The sequence below is a fragment of the Tistlia consotensis USBA 355 genome, from assembly GCF_900177295.1.
Taxonomy (GTDB): domain Bacteria; phylum Pseudomonadota; class Alphaproteobacteria; order Kiloniellales; family DSM-21159; genus Tistlia; species Tistlia consotensis.
On sequence record NZ_FWZX01000005.1, the window covers coordinates 241384 to 265169 of the forward strand.

27 protein-coding genes are annotated in these 23786 nt (G+C 72.7%); 7 read left to right on the forward strand and 20 right to left on the reverse strand.

What is annotated here, in order from left to right:
- Positions 1-139 precede the first annotated feature (139 nt).
- Positions 140-982: a GntR family transcriptional regulator gene (locus B9O00_RS09475; RefSeq protein WP_159460162.1), complete on the forward strand. Its 843-nt coding sequence runs from the start codon at positions 140-142 to the stop codon at positions 980-982.
- Positions 983-1033: 51 nt separating this feature from the next.
- On the opposite strand, the gene B9O00_RS09480 is transcribed toward B9O00_RS09475, so the two are convergent.
- The gene (locus tag B9O00_RS09480) at positions 1034-1309 is read right to left on the reverse strand and encodes a hypothetical protein (RefSeq protein ID WP_085122268.1); all 276 of its coding nucleotides are present in this window, start codon (positions 1307-1309) and stop codon (positions 1034-1036) included.
- A gap of 454 nt (positions 1310-1763) precedes the next feature.
- Between B9O00_RS09480 and B9O00_RS09485 the strand changes: the two genes are divergently transcribed.
- From B9O00_RS09485 to B9O00_RS09500, 4 genes are all read left to right on the forward strand, one after another.
- Positions 1764-2027 carry a hypothetical protein gene (locus tag B9O00_RS09485; protein ID WP_085122270.1) on the forward strand — a complete coding sequence of 88 codons (264 nt, stop codon included), beginning with the start codon at positions 1764-1766 and terminating at the stop codon, positions 2025-2027.
- 22 nt (positions 2028-2049) lie between these two features.
- Positions 2050-2364 carry a hypothetical protein gene (locus B9O00_RS09490; protein WP_085122273.1) on the forward strand — a complete coding sequence of 105 codons (315 nt, stop codon included), beginning with the start codon at positions 2050-2052 and terminating at the stop codon, positions 2362-2364.
- 188 nt (positions 2365-2552) lie between these two features.
- Entirely contained in the window at positions 2553-3092 is a 540-nt protein-coding gene (locus tag B9O00_RS09495; RefSeq protein ID WP_159460163.1) for an RNA polymerase sigma factor, read from the forward strand.
- Between the two features lie 190 nt (positions 3093-3282).
- A complete protein-coding gene (locus B9O00_RS09500) occupies positions 3283-3774 on the forward strand; it encodes a sigma-70 family RNA polymerase sigma factor (RefSeq protein WP_085122277.1) in 492 nt (163 codons plus the stop codon).
- Here B9O00_RS09500 and B9O00_RS09505 read toward each other — a convergent pair.
- The 3 genes from B9O00_RS09505 to B9O00_RS33460 form a co-directional block, all read right to left on the reverse strand.
- Complete coding sequence (locus tag B9O00_RS09505; protein ID WP_085122279.1) at positions 3704-4033, reverse strand: hypothetical protein; 330 nt, start codon at positions 4031-4033, stop codon at positions 3704-3706. The two genes, B9O00_RS09500 and B9O00_RS09505, sit on opposite strands and share 71 nt — an antisense overlap.
- A gap of 252 nt (positions 4034-4285) precedes the next feature.
- Entirely contained in the window at positions 4286-4891 is a 606-nt protein-coding gene (locus B9O00_RS09510) for a DUF6655 family protein (RefSeq protein WP_085122281.1), read from the reverse strand.
- Between the two features lie 197 nt (positions 4892-5088).
- A complete protein-coding gene (locus tag B9O00_RS33460; protein ID WP_179243926.1) occupies positions 5089-5250 on the reverse strand; it encodes a hypothetical protein in 162 nt (53 codons plus the stop codon).
- 114 nt (positions 5251-5364) lie between these two features.
- Between B9O00_RS33460 and B9O00_RS09515 the strand changes: the two genes are divergently transcribed.
- On the forward strand, positions 5365-6534 hold the full coding sequence (locus tag B9O00_RS09515) for an MFS transporter (protein WP_085122283.1): 1170 nt from the start codon (positions 5365-5367) through the stop codon (positions 6532-6534).
- Between the two features lie 16 nt (positions 6535-6550).
- Here the strand turns inward: B9O00_RS09515 and B9O00_RS09520 are convergent, their stop codons facing one another.
- Genes B9O00_RS09520 through serS form a run of 4 tightly spaced genes read right to left on the reverse strand, consistent with a single transcriptional unit; the run spans position 6551 to position 10365 of the window.
- Entirely contained in the window at positions 6551-7648 is a 1098-nt protein-coding gene (locus tag B9O00_RS09520) for a LysM peptidoglycan-binding domain-containing M23 family metallopeptidase (RefSeq protein WP_085122285.1), read from the reverse strand.
- On the reverse strand, positions 7645-8295 hold the full coding sequence (locus tag B9O00_RS09525) for a protein-L-isoaspartate(D-aspartate) O-methyltransferase (RefSeq protein WP_085122287.1): 651 nt from the start codon (positions 8293-8295) through the stop codon (positions 7645-7647). The genes B9O00_RS09520 and B9O00_RS09525 overlap by 4 nt, the downstream gene beginning before the upstream one ends.
- Positions 8292-9101, reverse strand: a complete 810-nt coding sequence (gene surE / locus B9O00_RS09530; RefSeq protein WP_235017079.1) for a 5'/3'-nucleotidase SurE — start codon at positions 9099-9101, stop codon at positions 8292-8294. The genes B9O00_RS09525 and surE overlap by 4 nt, the downstream gene beginning before the upstream one ends.
- Positions 9094-10365 (reverse strand): serine--tRNA ligase, encoded by a 1272-nt coding sequence (gene serS, locus B9O00_RS09535; protein ID WP_085122289.1) that lies wholly within the window; start codon positions 10363-10365, stop codon positions 9094-9096. The genes surE and serS overlap by 8 nt, the downstream gene beginning before the upstream one ends.
- 261 nt (positions 10366-10626) lie before the next feature.
- On the opposite strand from serS, the gene B9O00_RS09540 reads away from it, so the two are divergent.
- Positions 10627-11340 carry a 2OG-Fe(II) oxygenase gene (locus B9O00_RS09540; RefSeq protein WP_085122291.1) on the forward strand — a complete coding sequence of 238 codons (714 nt, stop codon included), beginning with the start codon at positions 10627-10629 and terminating at the stop codon, positions 11338-11340.
- 209 nt (positions 11341-11549) lie between these two features.
- Here the strand turns inward: B9O00_RS09540 and B9O00_RS09545 are convergent, their stop codons facing one another.
- From B9O00_RS09545 to argS, 12 genes are all read right to left on the reverse strand, one after another.
- Positions 11550-13433 (reverse strand): glycoside hydrolase family 15 protein, encoded by a 1884-nt coding sequence (locus tag B9O00_RS09545; RefSeq protein WP_085122293.1) that lies wholly within the window; start codon positions 13431-13433, stop codon positions 11550-11552.
- Between the two features lie 10 nt (positions 13434-13443).
- Positions 13444-14280: a glucose 1-dehydrogenase gene (locus tag B9O00_RS09550; RefSeq protein ID WP_085122295.1), complete on the reverse strand. Its 837-nt coding sequence runs from the start codon at positions 14278-14280 to the stop codon at positions 13444-13446.
- Positions 14281-14407: 127 nt separating this feature from the next.
- Positions 14408-15253 (reverse strand): twin-arginine translocase subunit TatC, encoded by an 846-nt coding sequence (gene tatC / locus B9O00_RS09555; protein ID WP_085122297.1) that lies wholly within the window; start codon positions 15251-15253, stop codon positions 14408-14410.
- Positions 15250-15993 carry a Sec-independent protein translocase protein TatB gene (gene tatB / locus B9O00_RS09560; protein WP_085122299.1) on the reverse strand — a complete coding sequence of 248 codons (744 nt, stop codon included), beginning with the start codon at positions 15991-15993 and terminating at the stop codon, positions 15250-15252. Before tatB ends, tatC begins: the two co-directional genes overlap by 4 nt.
- A 56-nt stretch (positions 15994-16049) precedes the next feature.
- Positions 16050-16295: a twin-arginine translocase TatA/TatE family subunit gene (locus tag B9O00_RS09565; protein ID WP_085122302.1), complete on the reverse strand. Its 246-nt coding sequence runs from the start codon at positions 16293-16295 to the stop codon at positions 16050-16052.
- 157 nt (positions 16296-16452) lie between these two features.
- Positions 16453-17625 (reverse strand): ABC transporter ATP-binding protein, encoded by a 1173-nt coding sequence (locus B9O00_RS09570; RefSeq protein ID WP_235017080.1) that lies wholly within the window; start codon positions 17623-17625, stop codon positions 16453-16455.
- Positions 17626-17713: 88 nt separating this feature from the next.
- On the reverse strand, positions 17714-18112 hold the full coding sequence (locus B9O00_RS09575; RefSeq protein WP_159460165.1) for a GFA family protein: 399 nt from the start codon (positions 18110-18112) through the stop codon (positions 17714-17716).
- A 14-nt stretch (positions 18113-18126) separates the two neighbouring features.
- The gene (scpB, locus tag B9O00_RS09580; RefSeq protein WP_085122308.1) at positions 18127-18825 is read right to left on the reverse strand and encodes an SMC-Scp complex subunit ScpB; all 699 of its coding nucleotides are present in this window, start codon (positions 18823-18825) and stop codon (positions 18127-18129) included.
- A gap of 160 nt (positions 18826-18985) precedes the next feature.
- Entirely contained in the window at positions 18986-19843 is an 858-nt protein-coding gene (locus tag B9O00_RS09585; RefSeq protein WP_085122310.1) for a segregation and condensation protein A, read from the reverse strand.
- Positions 19840-20892, reverse strand: a complete 1053-nt coding sequence (nagZ, locus tag B9O00_RS09590; protein ID WP_179243925.1) for a beta-N-acetylhexosaminidase — start codon at positions 20890-20892, stop codon at positions 19840-19842. Before nagZ ends, B9O00_RS09585 begins: the two co-directional genes overlap by 4 nt.
- A 2-nt stretch (positions 20893-20894) precedes the next feature.
- On the reverse strand, positions 20895-22025 hold the full coding sequence (locus tag B9O00_RS09595) for an SPOR domain-containing protein (protein WP_085122312.1): 1131 nt from the start codon (positions 22023-22025) through the stop codon (positions 20895-20897).
- Positions 22025-23779, reverse strand: coding sequence for an arginine--tRNA ligase (gene argS, locus B9O00_RS09600; RefSeq protein WP_085122314.1), 1755 nt, complete (start codon positions 23777-23779; stop codon positions 22025-22027). The genes B9O00_RS09595 and argS overlap by 1 nt, the downstream gene beginning before the upstream one ends.
- Between the last annotated feature and the right edge of the window lie 7 nt (positions 23780-23786).

A 23786-nucleotide genomic window follows, 5' to 3' on the forward strand; every position in this document is an offset into this window, starting at 1 on the left:
GCGCTGCGCCGGGGCGATCCGGCAAGGCACCGGAACCCGCCGCCGGCTCGACGCATTCGACTTCCACGATCGGAAGACCAACATGGTTAAGAGGGCCGGCCGCCACCATGGCCGGCCGGCACGCCCGACGAGCAGGAGCATGACCAACCAGGCCCGAGCCAGCAGCGCGCCCACCGACGGCGGCCCGTCCAGCCCGCTGGACGGCAGCGCGGCGATCCCGCTCTACCGCCAGCTGCTCGCCGACCTGAGGCGGCGCATCTTCGCCGGCGAGTTCGACCGCGCCAGCCAGCTGCCGAGCGAAGCCGGCATCGAGCGCGCCTACGGCGTCTCCCGGATCACCGTGCGCCGGGCGCTGCAGGAGCTCGAGCAGCAGGGCCTGATCCAGCGCCGCCAGGGACGCCCGACGCGCCTGACGCCACGCCGGCTGCACGGTCCCGCCGAGGCCGAGCTGGACGCCGAGCTGGTGAACATCCTCAGCGTCGGCTTCCGGACCGAGACCCGGGTGATCGACATGGCGATCGTGCCCGCCTCGGCCGAGATCGCGGCCCGGCTGGACGTACGGCCGGCGGCCCCGGTCCATCGGGTGGTCAGGCTGCGCCGGATGGGCGGCGCGCCGCTGTGCCGGTCGCTCGCCTACCTGCCGGTCGGCGTGATGGAGAGCCTGTCGCGCGCGACGCTGGAGAGCGAGCCGCTGCTGCTCGTCCTGGTGCGCAGCGGCCTGGTCATCGACCGGGTCGAGCAGTCGATCGCCGCGGTGACGGCGACGCCGGAGCTGGCCGGACCGCTCGAGGTCGAGGAGCATGCGCCGCTGCTGCTGATCGAGCGCCTGTTCCGCGACGACCGGGGCCGCCCGGTGCAGCTCGTCTACCTGCACTTCCGCGCGGATCGCTACCGCTACGGCATGACCTTCCGGACCGCCCGCGACAAGCAGCAGTCCTCGACGCGCGTCGAGCCGGTCGACATGATCGCCGGCGAGAGCTGAGGCCGCTCGCAGGCCGCGGGCGCGCGGGCCGCGGGCCGCAAGGGGGCTCGGTCAGGGCTTCATGCGGGCTTCGATCTCGTGGATCTCCGCGGACAGCGACGACCAGAGCTCGTGCAGGCTGCCGTCGCCCGCCCGCGCCTCGAGGTCGCGCTCGGCCTGCTCGAGCTTGCCGCGCACCCGCTCGATCTCGGCGCGGAAGGAGTGGCCGTAGTCCGCGTCGATGTTGCCGAGATAGATGTCGAGCTCCTGCAGCCGCTCGCGCAGGCGCTCCTGCTCGGCGCCGCGTCCCCCGGGCGCCGGGCGCTTCCCGGTCTCGGCGCCGCTCATCGTCCGACCCGGCCCTTCGACGGGCCCTCCTGGCTCCGCTGATCGCGGCGCGCATCGACCTCGCGTCGGTCGGTTCGGCGGGTCATCGCTGATCCTCCTGTGCCGGGGTTCGGCCGTGCCGCAAACGGCACGGCGACGCGGTCTGCGCGTCTGTCGTCGCGGTAACGAGGCCCGGACGGCCGGGTTCCGGCAGCACGGCCGGCGCGGGCGTGGGAACTCCTGCCCCTGGACCGCGTTCTGGTCGTGTCAGAAGTCTCAGACTTCTCGGGACCGGCCGCGGCTCCCCTGCCCCCCACCCCCCGACGCCGCGGCCGGTCCACCCCTCTTCCCTCCCTTGCCAGAGCGCGGCGTGCCCAGGCGGCGGACAGGCGCCAGGGAACAAGGCCGTGCCACTTTCGTTCTGGAGCGAGAACGGTCTCCACCGATCGGAGAGCCCTCGCTATCGGAGCGGACGATGACCGACATGGCCCCCCCACCGGAAAGCCGGCGCCGTCGCTGGCTGTTCCGCGCCTGGATCGCCCTCACCATCGCGGTCGCGGGCTACGTCGCGCTGGCCGATCCCTTCGCGCTCGCCGGCGCGCTGCCGCACAGCTATCTCGCCTACAGCGTGCCGCCGCTGATGATCCTGCTGCTCGGCCTGTCGCTGGCCTGGCTGATCGCGCTGGTGTCCCGGCGCGCGCGGCCCGGCCGGCGCCCCGGCGCCGGACCGTCCGGGTGACCGGCACGGCGCAGCCGAGCCGATGAGCGACGAGAGCATCTACGAGGCGGAGCTGCGCGCCGCCGCCGGCCACGCCCGCGACGTCGCGGCGCGCGACCGGCTGATCCGCACCGCCGACCGCCTGGTGCGCGACGAGAATCTCGACATCGAGGAGCTTCTGCTGCTGTCGGTCGCCGCCATGGCGCTGCAGACGCCGCACGAGCTCGAGAGCTGGGGGCGCTCGGTGGCGCGGCGCCACGGAGAGCTGACGGCCGCGGTCGAGGCCCTGCTCGAAAACGCCGCCGGGCGGCGCCCGCGGACCATGCCGAAGGCGCTCGACGGCGGCCGCCACGACTGACCCGCGCCGGCCGGCGCCGGGGAACCGAAAGGTGAACAGTCTCGACCGGATTCTTGTCCCAGTGAGGCAATTCCGCCGCATTCGGCAGGCGCCGTGTCGGCATTATGGAAATTTGCCCACAATCCCGAAAGTTCCTTTGGCCGGCCGGCCGGCCGCACCGACGTCGGGTGCTCGATGGGAGCATCCGCATGACCGAACGGCACGAACGGACCAACGGATTCGAGCTCGCCCTGCTGGAGCTGATGCCGCTGCTGCACGTCTGGGCCCGCCGCCGCACCGGCAGCGCCGACGCCGCCGGCGACCTGCTGCAGGATACCCTGCTGCGGGCGTTGCAGGCGCGCGACGGCTTCAGCCCGGGCACCAACCTGCGCGCCTGGCTGTTCATGATCATGAGGAACCTGGCCGCCGACGAGGGACGCCGGCGCACGCGCCGCGGCCCGCACCTGTCGCTCGAGCTCGCTGTCCTGGCGCTCGGCGTCGCCCCGCGCCAGGACAGCGAGCTCGCGCTGCGCGACCTCAACCGCGCCTTCGCGCGCCTGACCGACGAGCAGCAGGACCTGCTGCTGCGCGTCGCCGTCGGCGACGAGACCTACCTCGACCTCGCGACGGCCTACGGCATCGCCGTGGGCACGGTGAAGTCGCGCGTCGCCCGGGCACGCGCCAGCCTGCGTCGCCAGATGGACGAGCCGGCACCCCACGGCCAGCACCGCGCCGGCCGCGAAGATTGATTTCCGCCGGTACGGTACCGCGCTACCGGAGTATTCATCCCGTCTTACTGTGGATTGTCGAAGATTTCAGATCGTTAACCCAAGGATTTGATCTCGGCCTTTGCATCTCCGGAACGCGCTCACGACATAGGCGTTACGACTTCGGTACCGGGGGCCGAAGGCACAGAACCCGCCAAGAACGGAGGTTGCCTTGGACTTCGAAATGGAACTCATCGAGCTGGTGCCCGAGCTGCGCGCCTACAGCCGCCGTTCGACCGGCTCGCCCGACGTCGCCAACGACCTGGTGCAGGACACCGTGGTGCGGGCGCTCGAGAAGCGCAGCACCTTCCGGCCCGGCACGAACCTGCGCGCCTGGGCCTTCACGATCCTGCGCAACATCGCCCGCGACCGGGGCCGCCAGCTCGGGCGGCGCGGCCCGCACTTCCCGATCGAGGTGGAGGACCTCTGCCTGGCCAGTCCGCCGACCCAGGAAAAGCACCTGCAGCACCAGGACTTCGCCCGGGCCTTCGGCAGGCTGCCCCGGCAGCAGCGCTGGATCCTGATGCGCGTCGGCCCGGACGGCGAGAGCTACGATGCCGTCGCGCGGCGGCTCGGCGTCGCGGTCGGCACGGTCAAGTCGCGCGTCTCGCGGGCCCGCGCCAACCTGCGCACCATCGAGCGGCGCCTGGAGCGCGCCCACTGACCCGCCGCGCCGCGCCGCGGCCGACGGACGGCGACGGCGCCAGGTCGCTGCTGAGATCGATCGGGCCCTTGCCGGCGAACGTCAGCAGGAGCGGCCGGATGCGCAGGCCGACGACCCGGTCGAGCGTCAGATGCAGTGCCTGTTCGAAGTCGCCGCGTTCGGCCTGCCCGGCCGCCGCGATCCGCCCGCCGACGGCTCGCGGCGCGCCGGGTCGGCGCTCGACCAGCCGGTCGATGCGCAGCTGGATCAGCAGCAGCACGACCGGCAGCGTGTAGCAGGCAGATCGCGATCTGGCGCGGGCCGCTCATCCGCCGGACCTAGGCGAAGACGTCGCGGGTCGGCGTGTCCCTGCCGCTGCGGTCGATCGCCCGGGGGCGGAAGGGGAAGCGCATGGGACTTCCTGTCTGAGACGGCGGGCGGCGCCGATGCGGGCGGATGCCGCTGGCCCCCGGAGACCTCGAAGCCCGCGACGAAGATTTCGTTCCCTCAATGGGTCTTTCCAGGGGGCCGGTCAGTCCCAGGGCAGCGGCTCGGGACGCTGCTGGTCGGCCTTGATGTCGCTGGTCGTCCAGCTCATGACCAGCAGCGCCGTCCATTCGGCCTGGTTGGCGAAGCCGAAGGCCGGGCCGCTGGCGGCGACCAGCTCGCCCGACTTGGGGTCGTAGGCGGTGCCGACCAGCTTGACCACGCCCTGGTTCAGGTCCTCGCTGAACAGCGCGATCTTCGGCGTCGCCAGGCCCTGCACGAGCGGCAGGCTGATGCTGGGGACGCCGACCAGCAGGCTGTCGGAATCGATCGAGAGGGCGCCGCTGCGCAGCTCGACGATGGTGTCCGCGTCGAGCCGGCTGGCGACGACCCGGTCGCCGTGGCGCAGCAGCGCCTCGCGCACCGCACCGACCGCGTACTTGCCGTCGTTGCCGTCCAGGTTGACCGGCTCGAGGAACAGCTTGCCGCGGACCGGCAGCGCCGCCGCCAGTCGCTCGGCCGCCCGGTCGATCGCGGTCGAGATCAGCAGCTGCTCGGTCGCCGAGCGGGCCGGCTGGGTCACCGTCTGGGAGCTGCAGGCCGCGAGCAGCGACAGCGCCAGCAGCAGGGCCGCCGGCGTCGAAAGCGGCATCCCGGCCGGGACCGGCCCCCGGATCGGACCGGGGACCGCGCCCGGGCGGGACCAGGTGAATCGCCGTGAGGCCATGCGTCCCGTCAGCCGTCGTGACGCCGCAGCTCTGCACCGCCAAGCCGGCATTTCCGAGGTACCGGCGTGACGAAGGCAAGACGCCGGACGTCGGGACGCAGGAAGGGGGGCCGGCGCGCGGCTCAGTCGGTCGCGTCGTCGATCGCGCGCTTGGTGTCCTGGATCGCTTCGTCGACCTTCTTGCCGGCCTTCTCGGCAGGCCCCTCGTGGTCGTCGCAGCCGGTCAGCGCGAAGCCGCTGGCCAGGAAGGTGCAGATGAACAGCAGGGAGAACAGACGCTTCATGGCTACTTGCCCCTTTCGTTGCGAACGGGCAGAGCAACGTGGCGCCGGCGGGATCGGTTCCCGGTCCGTCGGGGATCGCCGGCGCGGGCGCGGGAGCGGATCGGGGGAGACGGCATGGGCGGGGCCAGGGACGGCGGCGAGGCGCGCGACGACGCGCGCGGCAAGGGCGCCGCGATCGCCGTCGTCGTGCTGCTCGCCGGCGTCTTCGCGATCACCCAGGGACTGAGCTACCCACTGCTCGCCCTGGTGCTCGAGCGCCAGGGCGTGTCCTCGGCGCTGATCGGGCTCAATACCGCCATGACGCCGCTCGGCCTGCTGGTCTCGGCGCCGCTGCTGCCGCTCCTGGCGCGCCGGATCGGGCCGGTGCGGGTCGCCCTGTCCAGCGCGCTGGCGGTCGCCCTGCTGCTCGCCCTGATCGGCTCGGCGCACAACCTCTGGATCTGGTTTCCGGCGCGCTTCCTGCTCGGCTTCGCGATCGACGGCCTCTACATCATCTGCGAGACCTGGATCAACCAGCTGGCCCCGCCGGCCCGACGCGGCCGCGTCCTCGGCCTCTTCTCCTCGGTGCTGGCCGCGGGCTTCGCCAGCGGGCCCTTGATCGTCGCCCTGGCCGGCAGCCGGGGCTGGACCGCCTTCCTGATCGGCATCGCCATCGCGCTGGTCTCGGCCGTCCTGGTCTTCGCGGCGCGCCATCGGCTGCCCGGGCTGGAGGACGAGCGGCCGGCCTCGCTGCTCGCCTTCCTGCCGCAGGCGCCGCTGCTGCTGCTGCTGGTCGGCGCCGCCGCGGCCTTCGACCAGGCGGTGCTGTCGCTGCTGCCGGTCTACGGCCTGCGGGTCGGGCTCGGCGAGGCGCTGGCCGCCGGCACGGTCGGCGTGCTGGCGATCGGCAACGTGCTGTTCCAGCTGCCGATCGGCTGGCTGGCCGACGCCTGGTCGCGGCGCGGCGCGACTCTGCTGCTCTGCGCCCTGACCGTCGCCGGCGCCGCCCTGTTGCCGGCCGCCGGCACAGACCCCTGGGCGCTGTGGCCGCTGCTCTTCGTCTGGGGCTCGGCGGCCTACGGCATCTACACCCTGGCGCTGATCCAGCTCGGCGACCGCTTCGGCGGCACCCTGCTGCTGGCCGGCAACGCCGCCTTCGCCCTGCTCTGGGGCCTCGGCGGCCTGGCCGGCCCGCCGCTGGCCGGCGCAGCCATGGACCGCCTCGGCCCGGGCGGCCTGCCGCTGGTCCTGGGCCTGCTCTACGCCGGCGTGTTCGCCGTGGTGGCGGTTCGCCGAAGCGCGTGAGCCCGGCGCGGCGCGCTCAGTTGGTCGCCGCCTGCGGGCCGAGCACGGTCAGGGGATCGAGGGCGTGGGTGCCCTTGCGGACCTCGAAGTGGAGCTGCGGCTCGCTGACGTTGCCGGTCGAGCCGACGCGGGCGATCAGCTGGCCGCGGGCGACGCGCTCGCCCTTGTGGACCAGGATCTCCTGGTTGTGGGCATAGGCGGTGATCCAGCCCTCGGCGTGCTTGATCAGCACCAGGTTGCCGAAGCCGCGCAGCTCGTTGCCGGTGTAGGCGACGACGCCGTTCTCGGCGGCCTCGACCGGCGTGCCGGCGGGCACCGCGATGTTGATGCCGTCGTTGTGCCGGCCGTCGCCCTGCGGCCCGAAGTAGGACACCACCCGGCCGCGCACCGGCCAGGCGAACTGGCCGTTGGCGAGCGGCGGCGGCACCGGCACCGCCGAGGACGGCGCCTGTCGCGGCAGGGCGACCGGCTCGGCCGGCGGCGGCTTCGGCACGGCGGCCTGCTGGGTCGCCGAGGGCTGGACGGCCGGCTGGCTGGCGGCCAGCGCCGGGGCGATCGGCTCGGGACCGGCCGGCTGCGGCTTGTCGGCCGGCAGGTAGAGGCGCTGGCCGACGACGATGGTGTAGGGCGGCGGAATGTCGTTGCGCTTGGTCAGCTCGCTCATGTCCATGCCGTAGCGCCGCGACAGGCCGTAGACCGTGTCGCCGGCCGCGACCACGTGCAGGCGCTGCGGCGGGATCTTCAGCATCTCGCCGGGCTTCAGGTCGTAGGGCGGCGCGATGTCGTTGGCCTCGGCCAGCTCGCGCGGGCTCAGGCGGAACTTGTGGGCGATGTCGTAGAGCGTGTCGCCGCGCTGCGCCCAGATGACGCCGCCGACCTCGGGGTTGTTGGCGAAATACCAGGGCTTCTGCGGCGAGGGGTCCGGCGGCGGCGGCAGCTCCGGCCCGCTCGCCGCGGCCGGCGGCCGCGAGAGCGCCTTCGAGACCCGCTCGGCATCGCTGCAGGCGGCGAGCCCGAGCAGACCGGCGAGCAGGAGCAGCGCCGCCGGCAGGCGGTGCGGGCCGGCGGCCGGGCCGGCGTTCGCTGCAGCTGCTCCGGCGCGTCTCTCCGTCATCCCGTCGACCGCTTCTCCGGCAGGTCGGCGACCAGCGGCACGAAGCGCACCAGGCCGAGCTCCTCGCGTTCCACGCCCCGGGCCGTCTTGCGCAGGCGCAGCAGCTCCTGGCTGCGGCCCTGCCCGCCGACCGGCAGGATCAGGCAGCCGCCGTCGCGGAGCTGGGCGAGCAGCGGCTCCGGCGGCAGCTCGGCGGCGCAGGTGACGATGATCCGGTCGAAGCTCTGCGGCTCCGGCCAGCCGCGGCTGCCGTCGCCGCGCCGGCTGGTGATGTTGTGCAGGCGCAGCTCGGCGAAGCGCGCCTCGGCCTGCTTCAGCAGGTCGCCGTGGCGCTCGATGCTGTAGACGCGGCGGCAGACCCGGCTCAGCACGGCGGCCTGGTAGCCGGAGCCGGTGCCGACCTCCAGGACCGTGTGCTGCCGCGTCGCCTCCAGGGACTGGGTCATCAGGGCGACGACCTCGGGCTGGCTGATCGTCTGGCCGAGGCCGATCGGCAGGGCGATGTTCTCGTAGGCCTGGTCGTGGAACGAGGGCGGCACGAAGAGCTCGCGCGGCACCTTCTCGATCGCCGCCAGGACGGCGGTGTCGGTGATGCCGGCGCGGCGCAGCTGCATCAGCAGGCGGATCTTGCGCGCCTCCAGGGTCATCCCAGCAGCCCTCTCAGGCGCTCCAGGCCGGCATGATGGGTGAGATCCAGGTGCAGCGGCGTGACCGAGACGTAGCCCTGGGCGACCAGCCCCAGGTCGCTGCTCGCATCCTCGCTGTGGTGGCGCAGGAAGTCGCCGATCCAGAGATAGGGCCGGCCGCCCGGATCGACGCCCTCGACGACGCCGATCTGGGTGTCGCGCCGGCCCTGGCGGCCGACCCGCACGCCCTTGACCGCCTCGGGCGCGAGTGGCGGGAAATTGACGTTGACCAGCTGGTCGGGCGGCCAGTCGACCGCCATCAGCCGGGCGACGATGTCGCCGGCGAAGGCCTTGGCCGGCGCGAAGTCGACCGGCTGCTCGTGCTCGCGCTGCTGGCTCATGGCGATCGCCGGGATGCCGAACAGGCAGGCCTCCATGGCGACCGCGACGGTGCCCGAATAGCCGACGTCCTCGCCCAGGTTGGCGCCGTGGTTGAAGCCCGACAGCACGAGGTCGGGCCGGCGGTCCTTCAGCACGTGGTTCAGGCCGACCACGATGCAGTCGGTCGGCGTGCCGTCGACGGCGAAGCGGCGCTCGCCGAAGCGGCGCAGGCGCAGGGGCCGCCGGGTCGTCAGCGAGTGGCTGGTCGCCGACTGCTCGACCTCCGGCGCCACGGTCCAGACGTCGTCGGACAGGGCATGGGCGACCTCCTCCAGGGCCTTGAGGCCCGGCGCGTGGATGCCGTCGTCGTTGCCGATCAGGATGCGCTTGCCCGCCAGGGGTTTCGACGCGGGGGGCTTCGACAGGGACGGCTTGGTCTCACCCACCGATGATCTCCTGCCCAGCAAGATAGGGTCTCAGCGCCTCGGGAACGACGATCGTTCCGTCGGCCTGCTGATAGTTCTCCATGACCGCGATCAGCGCGCGCCCGACCGCGACGCCCGAGCCGTTGAGCGTGTGCAGGAAGCGCGTGCCCTTCTCGCCCTCGGGACGGAAGCGGCCGCCCATGCGGCGCGCCTGGAAGTCGCCGCAGGTCGAGCAGCTGGAGATCTCGCGATAGGCGCCCTGCCCCGGCAGCCAGACCTCGATGTCGAAGGTCCGGCGCGCCCCGAAGCCGGTGTCGCCCGAGGACAGCACCATGACCCGGTAGGGCAGCCCGAGCTTCTGCAGCACCGCCTCGGCGCAGCCGGTCATGCGCTGCTGCTCGGCCTCGGACTCGTCGGGGTGGACGATCGAGACCAGCTCGACCTTCTCGAACTGGTGCTGGCGCAGCATGCCGCGCGTGTCGCGGCCCGCGGAGCCGGCCTCCGAGCGGAAGCAGGGGGTCAGCGCGGTGACCCGGAGCGGCAGCTCCTCGGCCTTGAAGATCTGGCCGGCCGCGAGGTTGGTCAGCGGCACCTCCGCCGTCGGGATCAGCCAGAAGTCGTCGGTCGTGCGGAACTGGTCCTCGGCGAACTTCGGCAGCTGGCCGGTGCCGAACAGCACGTGGTCGCGCACCAGCAGCGGCGGCGCCACCTCGAGATAGCCGTTCTCGCGGGTGTGCAGGTCGATCATGAACTGACCGAGCGCGCGGTGCAGCCGCGCGATGCCGCCCTTCATGACGACGAAGCGCGAGCCGGACAGCCGCGCCGCCGCCTCGAAGTCGAACAGGCCGAGCGCCTCGCCGAGCTCCCAGTGCTCCTTCGGCTGGAAGCCGAAGGCCGGCTTCTCGCCCCAGGCCCTGAGCTCGACGTTGGCGGTCTCGTCGGGCCCGTCCGGCACGTCGTCGGCCAGGATGTTGGGGAAACCGGCGAGCTGCTGCTTCAGCGTCTCGTCGAGCCGGCCGGTCTCCGTCTCCAGGGCGGCCATGCGCTCCTTGATCGCCTGGACCTCGGCCATCAGCGACTCGGCGTCGCCGCCGTCCTTCTTGAGCTGGCCGATCTCGCGGCTCGCCTCGTTGCGCCGCGCCTGCAGCTCCTGCAGCTCGGTCTGCGCCTGGCGGTTCTGCCGATCCAGCGCGAGCAGCGCCGACGACGCCCCCGCCAGGCCCCGCCGTGCGAGGGCCCGATCGAAGGCCTCCGGTTGCTCGCGAATCCACTTCAGATCGTGCATGGCCGCTGGTCTCGTCCCCTTGGTGACAGGATGCCGCCTTATAGAGATTCCTCGACCGATCGTCCATCGAGGCCCCGAGAGACGCAAGCCGTAGCGTTCCCTTTTCGTTTAGCATTCGGGAAGAATGGTTAACGAGATATTGCCGCAAAAAAATGGTCACGGGGTCGCAGGGGGTCTCGGGCAGGATAGGCGGCCGCAAGAACCGGAGTGCCCGCGCCGCCGCGGCACGGACATCTGCGGCGGCGTGCAGGGAGGATGCAGATGACCGCGACGACCCCGGCGGACCGGATCGCCGCCCTCGGCTGGCGGGCGATCGCCGGCAGCCTCGACGAGCAGGGCTTCGGCCTGACCGGGCCATTGCTGAGCGCCGCCGAGTGCGACGATCTGGCCGGCCTCTACGGCGGCGGGGGCTTCCGCAAGACCGTCGTCATGGCGCGCCACGGCTACGGCCGCGGCGAGTACCGCTACTTCGACGCTCCCCTGCCCGCCCTGGTCGAGGGGCTGCGCAGCGCTCTCTACGAGCGCCTGGCGCCGATCGCCAACGCCTGGCGCGAGCGGCTGCGCCAGACGCCCGACTTCCCGGCCAGCCACGCCGACTACCTGGCGCGCTGCCACGCGGCCGGGCAGACCCGGCCGACGCCGCTGCTGCTGAGCTACGGACCCGGCGACTACAACTGCCTGCACCGCGACCTCTACGGCGAGCTGGTCTTCCCGCTGCAGGCCGCCTTCCTGCTCAGCGACCCGGCCGGCTTCGAGGGCGGCGAGTTCCTGCTGGTCGAGCAGCGGCCGCGCCGCCAGTCGATCGGCCGGGTGGCGCCGCTGGCCCGCGGCGAGGCAGTCATCTTCCCGGTCGCCGAACGGCCGATCGAGGCTGCGCGCGGCTGGTCCCGCGCCCAGCTCCGCCACGGAGTCTCCCCACTGCGCAGCGGCCGGCGTATGACGCTCGGCATCATCCTCCACGACGCGACGTCCTAGAAACGCTGCCGCGGCGCCCCTGCGTCCCTCGACTGCGCCCGCTCCGCGGCCGCGCTCGGGATGAAGCGATGGCGGGGCGCCGGAGAGAGCGAGACGGGCGCGCGTGGTTGCCCCACCCTTTGCCCCTGCTTCGCTTCACCCCGAGCCTGTCGACGGGCGCACGGACAGCGGCCACAGTCGCCCAGGCGCGTCACCGGCAAGGTGCCGTCTCAGTCCTGCTCGACCTCGGTCGCCTCGGTCTGCACCGAGGCGTCGCTGCTCTGCGGCAGCGCGCCGTGGTTGGCGCGCTGGCGGGCGGGACCGCGGGCGCGCAGCAGGTTGTGGGCGGTGTTGACCAGGCCGACGTGGGAGAAGGCCTGCGGGAAGTTGCCGAGCTGGCGGCCGGCCTTGGGGTCGTACTCCTCGGCCAGCAGGCCGAGGTCGTTGCGCACCGCGAGCAGGCGGTCGAACAGCGCGATGGCGTCGTCGAGCCGGCCGAGCAGGACGTAGGCGTCGGCCAGCCAGAAGCTGCAGACCAGGAAGGTGCCCTCCTCGCCGCTCAGCCCGTCCTCGGCCTCGTCGGTGCGGTAGCGTCGCACGAAGCCCTCGTGCAGCAGCTCGCGCTCGATCGCCTCGACCGTGCCGCGGTAGCGGCGGTCGTCGGCCGCCAGGAAGCCGACCTCGGCAGCGAGCAGCAGCGAGGCGTCGAGCGCCTTGCTGCCGTAGGACTGGACCAGGGTGTTGCGCTCGGCGTCGTAGCCCCTGGCCAGGATGTCGGCGCGGATCTCGTCGCGGCTGCGCTTCCAGTCCTCGACCGGCCCCTCCAGCCCGAAGGACTCGACCGCCTTGATGCCGCGGTCGAAGGCGACCCAGCACATCATCTTCGAGTAGGTGAAGTGGCGCCGGCCGCCGCGCACCTCCCAGATGCCCTCGTCGGGCTCGCGCCACAGCTCGCCGAGCTGGTCGAGCAGCACGCCCTGCAGCCGCCAGGCCGCCTTGTAGGGCCCGAGGTGCGAGCGCCGTGCCAGGTGCAGCGCATCCATCAGCTCGCCGAACACATCGAGCTGGCGCTGGCCGTGGGCGCCGTTGCCGATCCGGACCGGCCGGCTGCCGGCATAGCCGGGCAGCCAGGGCAGCTCGACCTCGGTCAGGCGGCGCTCGCCGCCCAGGCCGTACATGATCTGCATCTGGCCGGGATCGCCGGCGGCGGCGCGCAGCAGCCAGTTGCGGAACGCGCCGGCCTCCTCGAAGTAGCCGGAGTTGACCAGGGCATAGAGCGTCACGGTGGCGTCGCGGATCCAGCAGTAGCGGTAGTCCCAGTTGCGGCTGCCGCCGAGCTGCTCGGGCAGCGAGGCGGTCGGCGCCGCGACCAGCCCGCCAGTCGGCTCGAAGGACATCGCCTTCAGGGTGATCAAGGAGCGCCGCACCGCCTCACGCCAGGGCTCGGGCGCCGGGTCCGGCAGGGTGCAGCGTTCCGACCACTCGCGCCACCAGCCGGCGGTGCGCTGCAGCAGGACCTCGCGGTCGTCGACGAAGCGCGGCTCGTCGATCGAGGGATGGTAGCTGAGGGTGAAGGGCACGCTCTCGCCGGTCTCGACGGCGAAGTCGGCGCGGGTCTTCATGTCCTCGCCGCGCAGCCGGACCGGCGTCACGAACTCGACGGCGTCGGGCCCGGCGACGGCGCGCAGGCCGTAGTCGCGCCGCCGCACCCAGGGCACGGTACGGCCGTAGCCGAAGCGCAGCACCAGCTCGAGGGTCATCTCGACCCGGCCCTCGAGGCCCTTGACCAGGCGCACGACCTCGCCGGTGCGGCCGTCGGGATCGACGCCGCCGCCGAGCGGCATGAAGTCGGTGACGCTGGCCTTGCCCTCCGCGGTCTCGAAGGTGGTCTCCAGGATCGGCGTGCCGGGCAGGTAGCGGCGGCTCGTCGCGCGGACCTCGCCGGCCGGCGCCAGCAGCCAGCGGCCATGCTCGCCGGTGCCGAGCAGCGCGGCGAAGCAGGCGTCCGAATCGAAGCGCGGCAGGCACAGCCAGTCGATCGAGCCGTCGCGGCCGACCAGCGCGCAGGAGCGCAGGTTGCCGATGAAGCCGTAGTCCTCGATGGCCTTGCTCATCGGACCGGCCTCATCCGGCGCCCCGGAAGCCGGGATAGAGCGTCATGCCGCCGTCGACGAACAGCGTGGCGCCGGTCATGTAGTCCGAGAAGTCCGAGGCCAGCCAGACGATCGCGTGGGCGATGTCCGGCGGCTCGCCGATCCGGCCGTAGGGGATCAGGGTCAGCAGCTGGTCCATGGCCGCCTCGTTGTCCCAGTCGGCGCGGTTGATCGGCGTGCGGATGGCGCCGGGCGCGATGGCGTTGACCCGGATCCGGTGCGGCGCGAACTCCTGGGCCAGCGACTGCATGAGCAGCGAGACGCCGCCCTTGGAGGCGGCGTAGTTCGCCTCGAAGGCCCAGGGGATCGTCTGGTGCACCGAGCTCATGCAGACGATCTTGCCGAGCGCCGCCGAGACCTCGGGCTGGGCCCCGCGCTCCAGGAAGTGGCGCACGGCAGCGCGTGCACAGAGGAACTGGCCTGTCAGGTTGACGTCGATGACCGTCCGCCACTGCGCCAGGGTCATGTCCTGGAACCTGGCGCCGCGCTGCAGGCCGGCGTTGTTGATCAGGATGTGCAGGTCGCCGAAGCGCTGCAGCGTCCCGGCGAAGAGGCTCTCGACCTCCTGCTCGCTGCTGACGTCGGCGGCGATGGCGGCCGCCTCGCCGCCCAGCGCCTCGATCTCGCGGCAGACCGCCTCGGCCGCCGCCTCGGCGCCGGGCCGGTCGTTGACGACGACCTTGACGCCGGCGGCCCCGAGGGCGATGGCCCCGGCCCGCCCCAGCCCGCTGGCGGCCCCGGTCACCACCGCGACCTGGCCGGCGAGCCGGAAGGTTCCGCGCAGGGCCGCCGCTTGGTCCTGGTCCATGGCAGGCTCCTCGAATGCTCCGGGGTCACCCCCGACAGGCGACCTGCCTGTCGACAAGCCCCTGGCACGCTTCGAAGTTCCAGCCTGCGACCTTCCGCCCGGGCGCTCCGGCCCGGCGCGAGCGCCGTCAGTCGATGCCGGCCTCGCGGTCGAGCTCGGCCTCGCGCTTTGCCCGCTCCTTCTCGACGAGGCGCGCCATCTGGATCGAGATCTCGTAGAGGACCAGGATCGGCAGGGCCAGGCTGATCTGGCTCAGCGGATCGGGCGGCGTGAAGATCGCCGCCAGGATGAAGGTGATGACGATCGCGTACTTGCGCTTCTCCTTCATGCCCTGGGAGGTCGCGAGGCCGACCCGGGCCAGCAGGGTCATGATCACCGGCAGCTGGAAGCAGAGCCCGAAGGCGAAGATCAGCTTCATGGTCAGGGCGAGGTACTGGTCGACCTTGGCCTCGAGCTGGATCGCCAGCGTCTCGGGCCCGCCCGGCTGCTGGAAGTGCAGGAAGAACCGCCAGGCGAAGGGCAGCAGCACGAAGTAGACCAGCGCCGCGCCGAGCAGGAACAGGATCGGCGAGGCGATCAGGAAGGGCGCGAGCGCCTTCTTCTCGTTCTTGTAGAGGCCCGGCGCCACGAACAGCCAGATCTGCGTCAGGAACAGCGGGCACATGATGAAGGCCGCGAAGAAGAAGGCGACCTTGATGTAGGTGAAGAAGACCTCGGTCAGGTCCGTGAAGATCATCCGCGGCGGCGGCTGATTCTCCGGATGCATGAAGACGTCGCTGCCCTGGCCGTGGGCGAGCAGGATGTTGGCCAGCGGCTGGACCAGGAAGTTGTAGAGGTCCTGGGCGAAGAAGAAGCAGACCAGGAAGGCGACGAACAGCCCGATGACGCTGTAGAGCAGACGCTGACGCAGCTCGATCAGGTGATCGAGCAGCGGCATCTTGTGGGCCTCGACCACCTCGTCTTCGGAACTCATTCAGCTTTCCCCGAGTCCGAGGCCGGACCGTTGTTCGTCTTGTCGGTCGTGCCGCCCGGCGCGGCCGCAGCCTTGCTCGCGGGAGCCTTGCGCGTCGCCGCCCCCTTGGCGGCGGACTTCGCAGCGGGCGCCTTCGCGGCGGCCTTGCCAGCGGGGGCCTTGCCGGCGGGCGCCTTCGCGGCCGGCGCCTTCTTCGCCGCCGCCGTCTTCGCGGTGCCGCCCTTCGCCGGCGAGCCGGCGGCCGGGATCGAACTCTCGACGCCGGCGCTCGGCGGCTTGACCGAGTTGCCGGGCGCCTTCGGCGAGGCATGGCTGACGCGGCGCCCCTTCTTGGCCGGCGCCGGGGCTTCCGCCTCGGTAGCCGACGCCTCGGCCGTCGAGGCAACAGAGGCCGCGGTCGCGGCCGTCGTCGCGGCCGTCGTCGCGGCGTCGGACCGCTCCTTGGCGGTGTCCTCGACCTCCTTGAGATCGCGCTTGACGCTGCCGGTCGGGTCGACCTCGCGCTCGACCAGCTCGTCGACCCGGTAGCGGCCGACCGATTCGATCGACTTCTTGGCCTCGTCGAGCTCGGCCTCTCGCATCATCTCGTCGAGCCCCGACTGGAACTCACGCGAGAGCGAGCGCGCCTTGCGCACCCATTTCGCGACGCTGCGCATCGCTTTCGGCAGATCCTTTGGACCGATGACGACCAACGCCACGAGGGCGATGATCGCCATCTCCGTCCACCCGATGTCGAGCATCGCGAAACCGTTCCTGAGCCGGCGCGGACCGTCTTGGCCCGCAGCCGTGCACTACATCAGCCGTTGGCGGCCTTCTTGTTCTCGGAAACGGTCGAGGAGGCGGCAGCGCTCTCCTTGCCGATCGCCTTCGCGTCGTCGCCGTCGTCGTCGGCCTGCTTGTCGTCTTCCTTCAAGCCGCTTTTGAACTGCTTGATGCCGGTGCCGACGTCCTTCATCAGCCGCGGGATCTTCCCGCCGCCGCCGAACAGCAGCACGACCACCGCGAGGACGATGAGCCAGTGCCAGATGCTAAAGCTACCCATGCCGGGCGTTCTCCTAGTGTTGCCGATGTACCAGCGTGGTCGTTGGGGGCGGACTATGGCAAAAAGCCGGCCCCCAGGCAACGACACGCGATGTCGGGTCCTGACGCTTTCTCCGGCCGGCCGCCGCACCCCGCCGCGGCCCCGCGCCGGCCCCGCCTCACGGCTCCCTGACGGTCGCCGCCGAGCCGGCGCCGGCGGCGGCCGCGAGCGCCGCCTCGCCGGACGCTCCACGCCCCGCACCTTCCCGGAATATGGGGCCTGCGGCCGGAAAGACGAAGACCTGGGCCGGATCGAGGTCCAGCGAGAAGATATCGCCGTCGTCGGGCAGGAAGCGGCCGGGCACGCGCGCGTGGAGATGCAGCGGCGCGGCGCCGGCGGGCTCGACGCTGAGGTGCACCAGGCTCGAGCGGCCGAGCAGCCGCGCCGCTATGACGCGGGCCTCGACCTTGCCGGAACCGGCGGCGTCGCCCGGCGGCAGCAGGCGGATGCCCTCTGGCCGGACCAGGATCTCGACCGCCTCGCCCTCCGAGAAGCCCTCGGCCGGCAGCCAGGCGAGCGGCGTGCGCAGCTCGCCGGCCTCGACCCGCGCCGCCAGCCGGTTGACCTCGCCGAAGAAGCCGGCGGCGAAGGCATCGGCCGGCTTGAAGTAGCACTCGACGGGCGTGCCGACCTGGACCAGCCGGCCGGCGCGCAGCAGCACGATGCGGTCGGCCATGAACATGGCCTCCTCCGGCTCGTGGGTGACCATCAGGGTCGCCGCCCCGCTCGCCTTGACCAGGTGCAGCGTCGCGTCGCGGACCTCCTGGCGCAGCCGCTGGTCGAGGCCGGAGAAGGGCTCGTCGAGCAGCAGCAGCCGCGGCCCAGGCGCCAGGGCCCGGGCCAGGGCGACGCGCTGCTGCTGGCCGCCCGACAGGGTGTGCGGCCAGGCCCGGGCGTAGTCGGCCATGCCGACCCGCTCGAGCGCCGCCAGGGCCCGGCGCTCGCGCTCGGCCGCCGGCAGGTGCTTCAGGCCGAAGCCGACGTTCTCGCCGACGCGCAGGTGCGGGAACAGGGCGTAGTCCTGGAACATCAGGCCGACGTCGCGCGCCTCGGGCGGCAGGTCGCGGCCGCCGTCGGCGACCAGCCGGCCGCCGATCTCGATCCGCCCGCTCTGCAGCCGCTCCAGGCCCGCGGCCAGGCGCAGGGCCGTCGTCTTGCCGCAGCCCGAGGGCCCGAGCAGGCAGACGACCTCGCCCTCCCCGACCGTCAGCGACAGGCGGTCGAGCGCGCGCAGGCGGCCGTAGTGGTGGCTGACGCTGTCGAAGACCAGGGCATCCATGGGGCGCTTCACGCCGCTCCGACCATGCGAATGAGACGAAGTCGCGAAGCTAGTGCCGCGGCGGCGCAAAGGCAACGCATGCCGGCGGCGCGCAAGCGCCCTACTGCCCGGAGCGGGGATGCCGCTCCAGCCCGTCGTCGATCTTCAGCCAGGACAGGTGCTCGGCGAAGTGCACGTGATACTCGGGCGGCGCCTGCTCGGGGTCTTCCAGGGCCGCCGTGTAGAAGTGGATCTCGTCGGGCCAGCGGTCGGACTCGTAGGCGATCGGCGAGCCGCAGCGGCTGCAGAAGCTGCGCCGCACGCCCGGCGAGGACTCGTAGGCCGCCAGGGTCTCGCCGACGACCTCGGCCGCCGTCCGCGGCACGCCGACGAAGGCGGTGACCGGCGAGGAGGTCTGCCGCCGGCAGGACTCGCAGTGGCAGAAAGCCCGCCAGTTCTCGGGACCTTCGTAGCGGAAGGTCACCGCACCGCAGAGGCAGCGCCCCCGCTTTTCCGTCATGCTCCGCTTTCCCGTCATTCCCGCTCCTCTTCGGGCAGCTCCAGCTCTTCCGGCAGCAGGTCCTCGCCGAAGTCGTCGCCCAGCAGGTCCTCCTCCTTGTCCTCGTCACGGTCGCCCTCGTCACGGTCGATGGGGGTCGGCGGCGGCAGCAGGCCGCGCTCGCCCAGGATGGTGACGGCCGGGCGTGGATCGAGCAGGCCGGCGGCCTTCAGCTCCTCGATGCCGGGCAGGCTGTCCAGGCTCTCCAGGCCGAAGTGCTCCAGGAAGGCGTCGGAGGTGCCCCAGGTGACCGGCTTGCCGGGCGTCCGGCGGCGTCCGCGCGGCCGGATCCAGCCAGCCTCGAGCAGCGTGTCGAGCGTGCCCTTGGACAGCGCGACGCCGCGGATCTCCTCGATCTCGCCGCGGGTGACCGGCTGGTGGTAGGCGACGATCGCCAGGGTCTCGATGGCGGCACGGGTCAGCTTGCGCGTCGTCGTGCGCTCGATCTCGAAGGCGCCCGCCAGGTCCGGCGCGGTGCGGAAGGCCCAGCGCTCGCCGAGCCGCAGCAGCTGGACGCCGCGGTTGGCGTAGAGGCCCTGCAGCTCCTCGAGCAGGCTGACCAGGTCGGTGCCCTCGGGAAAGTGGCGCGCCAGCGCTGCCGGGGCCAGCGGCTCGGCGGCGGCGAACAGCAGCGCCTCGAGCAGGCGCAGGCGCTGGAAGCGATCCTCGCTCATTGGTGCACCGTGGGGTTTGCGGGCGCGGAGCCGCGTCGCGGCGTAGTGTTCGCAAACCCGAGCGCCTGTCGTGACGGCCAGGCTCGCTTGCCTGCCGATGGCCCGCGTGAGACCCGCCGCACGGCAGGCGCCGGGAGGACCGGACGGACGACAGGGTGTCTCACGCGCCCTCCTCCGCCCCGCCCTCTTGCCCGGGCGGTTCCGCCCCGTCGAACTCGCCCAGGTCCCGCTCGCCCTCCGGCCGCGAGCGCAGGTAGATCGGCGCGAAGGTCCGGTCCTGGCGCAGGTCGAGCAGGCCGCGCTTGCACAGCTCCAGGCTGGCGACGAAGGTCGAGGCAACGGCCGAGCGCGCGGCCAGGGGATCGCCCGTCGCCAGGGCCGGCGGCAGGAAGGCGACCAGGGCCCGCCAGCTCGGCATCTCGCCGAGCATCTGGGACAGGCGCTTGACCGCCTCCTCGACCGAATAGAGGTCGACCCTGGCGATGCGCAGGTTGTGGCCGCCGGCCTTGCGCTGCATCCGGCCGTAGGCCTTCAGCAGGTCGAACAGCGTCGCCTCGTAGACCACCGTCTCGACCGCGCGCACCTTTTCCGGCTCGCCGCGCGCGAAGGTGTCGCGGCCGAGCTGCGGCAGCGCGACCAGCTTGCCGCCGGCGTCGCGCAGCGCCTGCAGCCGCTGCAGCTGGAAGCGCAGGGCCGCGGCCAGCTCCTCGCCGGTCGGCTCCTCGCCGTCGGGCTCGGGCGCGGGCAGCAGCAGGCGCGACTTCAGGTAGGCCAGCCAGGCCGCCATCACCAGGTAGTCGGCGGCCAGCTCCAGGCGCACGCGCCGCGCCTCCTGGACGAAGGCCAGGTACTGCTCGGCGAGCGCCAGGATCGAGATCTTGGTGATGTCGACCTTCTGGTCGCGGGCCAGCTCGAGCAGCAGGTCGAGGGGGCCCTCGAAGCCCTCGACGTCGACGACCAGCCGCTCGACCAGCGGCGTCGGCGCGCCGCTGTCCTCGGCGAAGTCGGCGCCGCTCATCCCGCCAGCCCTTCCAGGGCGACCAGCGCCGCCGCCCGGTCGAAGGGCTGCGGCGCCGCGAGGCAGGCGGCGGCCCGCTCGGCGCGGATCCGGGCCTCGGCGCTCAGCGGGCCGCTCGCCTCGATCGCCGCGCGGCGCTCCTCGACCGAGCCGTGGCAGATCAGCACGCAGTCGCAGCCGGCAGCGACCGAGGCGGCGGCGCGCTCGGCGAGGCCGCCCTGCAGCGCCTCCATGAACAGGTCGTCGGACATCAGCAGGCCATCGAAGCCGATCTCGCGGCGGATCAGCCGCTCCAGCGCCGCCGGCGAGGTCGTCACCGGGCGCTCGCCGTCGACCGCCTCGAAGACGATGTGCGCGGTCATGCCGAGCGGCTGGTCGGCGAGCGCCCGGAACGGCGCCAGGTCGGTCGCGCGCAGCGTCTCCAGCGGCGTCGCGACGCGCGGCAGCTCGTGGTGGCTGTCCGCCGTGGCCCGGCCGTGGCCCGGCAGGTGCTTGATCACCGGCAGCACGCCGCCGGCCAGCAGGCCCTCGCAGGCCGCCCGGCCGAGGGCGGCGACCTGCGCCGGATCGCTGCCGTAGGCGCGGTCGCCGATCACGCCGTGGCCCTCGGGCAGGCGCAGGTCGAGGCAGGGCACGCAGTCGACGTCGATGCCGAGCTCGGCCAGCTCGGCGGCGATCAGGCGGAGGTTGAGCCGCAGCAGCGCGCAGGCCCGCTCCGGGTCGGTTTCGTAGAGCCTGGCGAAGGCCTCGGCGGCCGGCGCCTGGCGCCAGTGCGGCGGCCGCAGGCGCTGGACGCGGCCGCCCTCCTGGTCGATCAGCACCGGCGCGCGCCGGCCGACCGAGTCGCGCAGCGCCTCGACCAGGGCCGCGACCTGGGCCGGGCTCTCGACGTTGCGCGCGAAGAGGATGAAGCCGAGCGGATCGGTCTCGCGGAACAGCCGCCGCTCGGCCTCGTCGAGGCGCAGTCCCGCGCAGCCGACGATCGCCGCCGTCGTGCGCGCACCGTGCCAGCCCGGCCGCGCCCCGCCTGTCCCGGAAGCCGAGGCCACGGCTACCTCCGCTTGGCGATGCAGGCCTGGCCGGCCGCCTTGAGCTGGGCACAGAGATCCAGGGCCGTCGCCCGGTTCGGCAGCGGGCCGGTCTGGACGCGATAGAAGACGCCCCGGTCGCCCAGGTCGGCACGGTCCAGCTGCAGCGTCATCGCGCCCAGCAGATCCTTGTGCTTGGCCTGCATCTCGGACCAGGCGGCCTTCGCCTCGGACTCCTTGCGCAGCGCCGCGAGCTGCACGACCCAGCTGCCCGGCTTGACCTCGGCCGCCGCCGCTGCCGGCTTCGCCGCCTCGGCCTTCGGCGCCTCGGTCGGGCTGGGCGCAACCTCCTTCGCCGCGACCGGCGGGGCGGGCGGCGCCTCGGCGACCGGCTTGGGTGCCTCGACCGGCTTCTCCGGCATCGGCTCGGCCGCGGCCCTGGCTTCGGGGGCCCTGGCTTCGGGAGCCTTCGCCTCCGGCGCCTTGGCCTCGGGGGCCACCGTCTCCGCCGGCTTGGCCGGCTCCGACTTGGCGGCCTGGGTGGCCGGCTTCGGCAGTTCGGGCAGCTCGGAAGGCCTGGTCAAGCCGACGCCCGGGGCGGGCGGCACCTCGGCATGCTGGCCGGCCGGCGCCGCCTCGGTCATGGCCTTGCCCGCCTCGGGCTGGGCCGGCTCGGTCATCGCCGGCTTCTGCTCGGGCGCCGGCGCCGGCTTCGGCTCGGGCGCCTTCGGCACGGCGACCGGCTCCTCTGGCGGCGGCAGCAGGCTCTCGACCTTCGAGGGCTTCTCGCTGCCGTCGCGGTTGAGCACCGCCGAGTCCGTGTAGGGCACCTCGAGACCGCCCGGCTCGGCCGGCTTCTCCTTGATCGCGCCGCTCGGCGCCTGGACCACCGGCAGGTGCTCCGGCTCGACGTCGCCGACGCCCCACTCGTAGGCGTACCAGACGATGCCGGCGAAGGCGGCGAGCGCGAAGAAGGCGATGACCAGCGGCAGCAGGCGCGAGCGCCGCGGCGGCTCCTCGCCGCCGCCGAAACCGGGCTGGCCGAAGTTCTGGGCGCCGCCGAGGTCGCTGCCGGCGGCGCCGTGACGGCCGCGCAGATAGTCGGGGCCCAGGTCGCCGGTCATCTCGTCCTGCCTGATTCGGTCGGAGGGCATCAGCGCATTTCCTCGAGCGGCTCGACCCCGAAGATCCGGAGGCCCGAGGCGATCACCAGGGCGACCGCCCGGAGCAGCGCCAGCCGCGCGGCGGTCAGCTCGGCGTCGTCGGCGACCAGGAAGCGCAGGCTCGTCTCGTCCTTGCCCTTGGTCCAGAGGCCGTGGAAGGCGGCCGCAACGTCGTTGAGGTAGAAGGCGATGCGGTGCGGTTCGTAGGCCTCGGCCGCCGATTCAACCAGGCGCGGCCACCCGGCCAGCAACTTGATGAGACCAAGCTCGTGCGAGTCGGTCAAGCGATGCACCGGGCCCCCGGCCAGCGCCGCCGGGGCCTGGTCGACGCCCGGGAAGGCCTCGGCGGCGTGGCGCAACACCGAGTGCGCGCGGGCGTGCGCATACTGCACGTAGAAGACCGGATTGTCCTTCGACTGCTCCAGCACCTTCTCCAGGTCGAAGTCGAGCGGCGCGTCGTGCTTGCGGGTCAGCATGATGAAGCGCAGCACGTCCTTGCCGACCTCCTCGGTCACCTCCGAGAGGGTGACGAAGTTGCCGGAGCGCTTGGACATCTTCACCTCGACGCCACCGCGGGTCAGCTTGACCAGCTGGCAGAGCACGATGTGCAGGCGCGCCTGGCCCTCGCTGAGCGCCTGGACCGCCGCCTGCATGCGCCTGATGTAGCCGCCGTGGTCGGCGCCCCAGACGTCGATCTGCGTCGTGAAGCCGCGCCGGAACTTGTCCAGGTGGTAGGCCATGTCGTTGGCGAAGTAGGTCCAGGAACCGTCCGACTTCCTGAGCGGCCGGTCGACGTCGTCGCCGAAGTCGGTGGCGCGGAACAGGGTCTGCGGCCGCGGCTCCCAGTCCTCGGGCGTCTTGCCCTTCGGCGGCTCCAGCACGCCGGTGTAGAGCAGGCCGCGCCGCTCCAGGGTCTCGAAGACCGCGTCGACGGCGCCGGCTTCGACCAGCGCACGCTCCGAGGAGAAGACCGCCTGCTCGATGCCGATCGCGGCGAGGTCGCTGCGCACCCGGCCCATCAGGAACTCGATGGCGAAGGCGCGCACCGGCGCCAGCCACTCGGCCTCGTCCCTGCCGCGCCACTTGTCGCCGTCGCGCTCCGCCAGGGCCCGGCCGACGTCGATCATGTACTCGCCGGGGTACATGCCCACCGGGATCTCGCCGATCGCCTCGCCCAGCGCCTCGCGGTAGCGCAGGTGCGCGGTGCGCGCCAGGGTGTCGACCTGGTTGCCGGCGTCGTTGATGTAGTACTCGCGGGTCACGTCGTAGCCGGCCTTGGCGAGCAGCCCGGCCAGGGCGTCGCCGACCACGGCGCCGCGCGCGTGGCCGACGGTCAGCGGCCCGGTCGGGTTGGCCGAGACGTACTCGACGTTGACCTTGCGGCCCTGGCCGAGGGCGCTGTCGCCGTAGCGCTCGCCGGCCTCCAGGATCGTCGCCAGCTGGCCGAGCCAGATCGCGTCCGACAGGCGCCAGTTGACGAAGCCGGGCCCGGCCACCGCCAGGTCCGTGACGCCCTGCTCGCGGGACAGGCGCTCGACCAGCAGCGCGGCCAGGTCGCGCGGCTTCAGGCCGGCGGGCCTGGCCAGCACCATCGCGGCGTTGGTCGACATGTCGCCGTGGCTCGGATCGCGCGGCGGCTCGACCGTGACGCGCGACAGGTCGAGCCCGGCCGGCAGCAGCCCCTCGTCGGCCATCGCCTGCAGCATCGCATCAATACGAACTTGGAAGTCTTTGAACAGGTTCATGATTTTC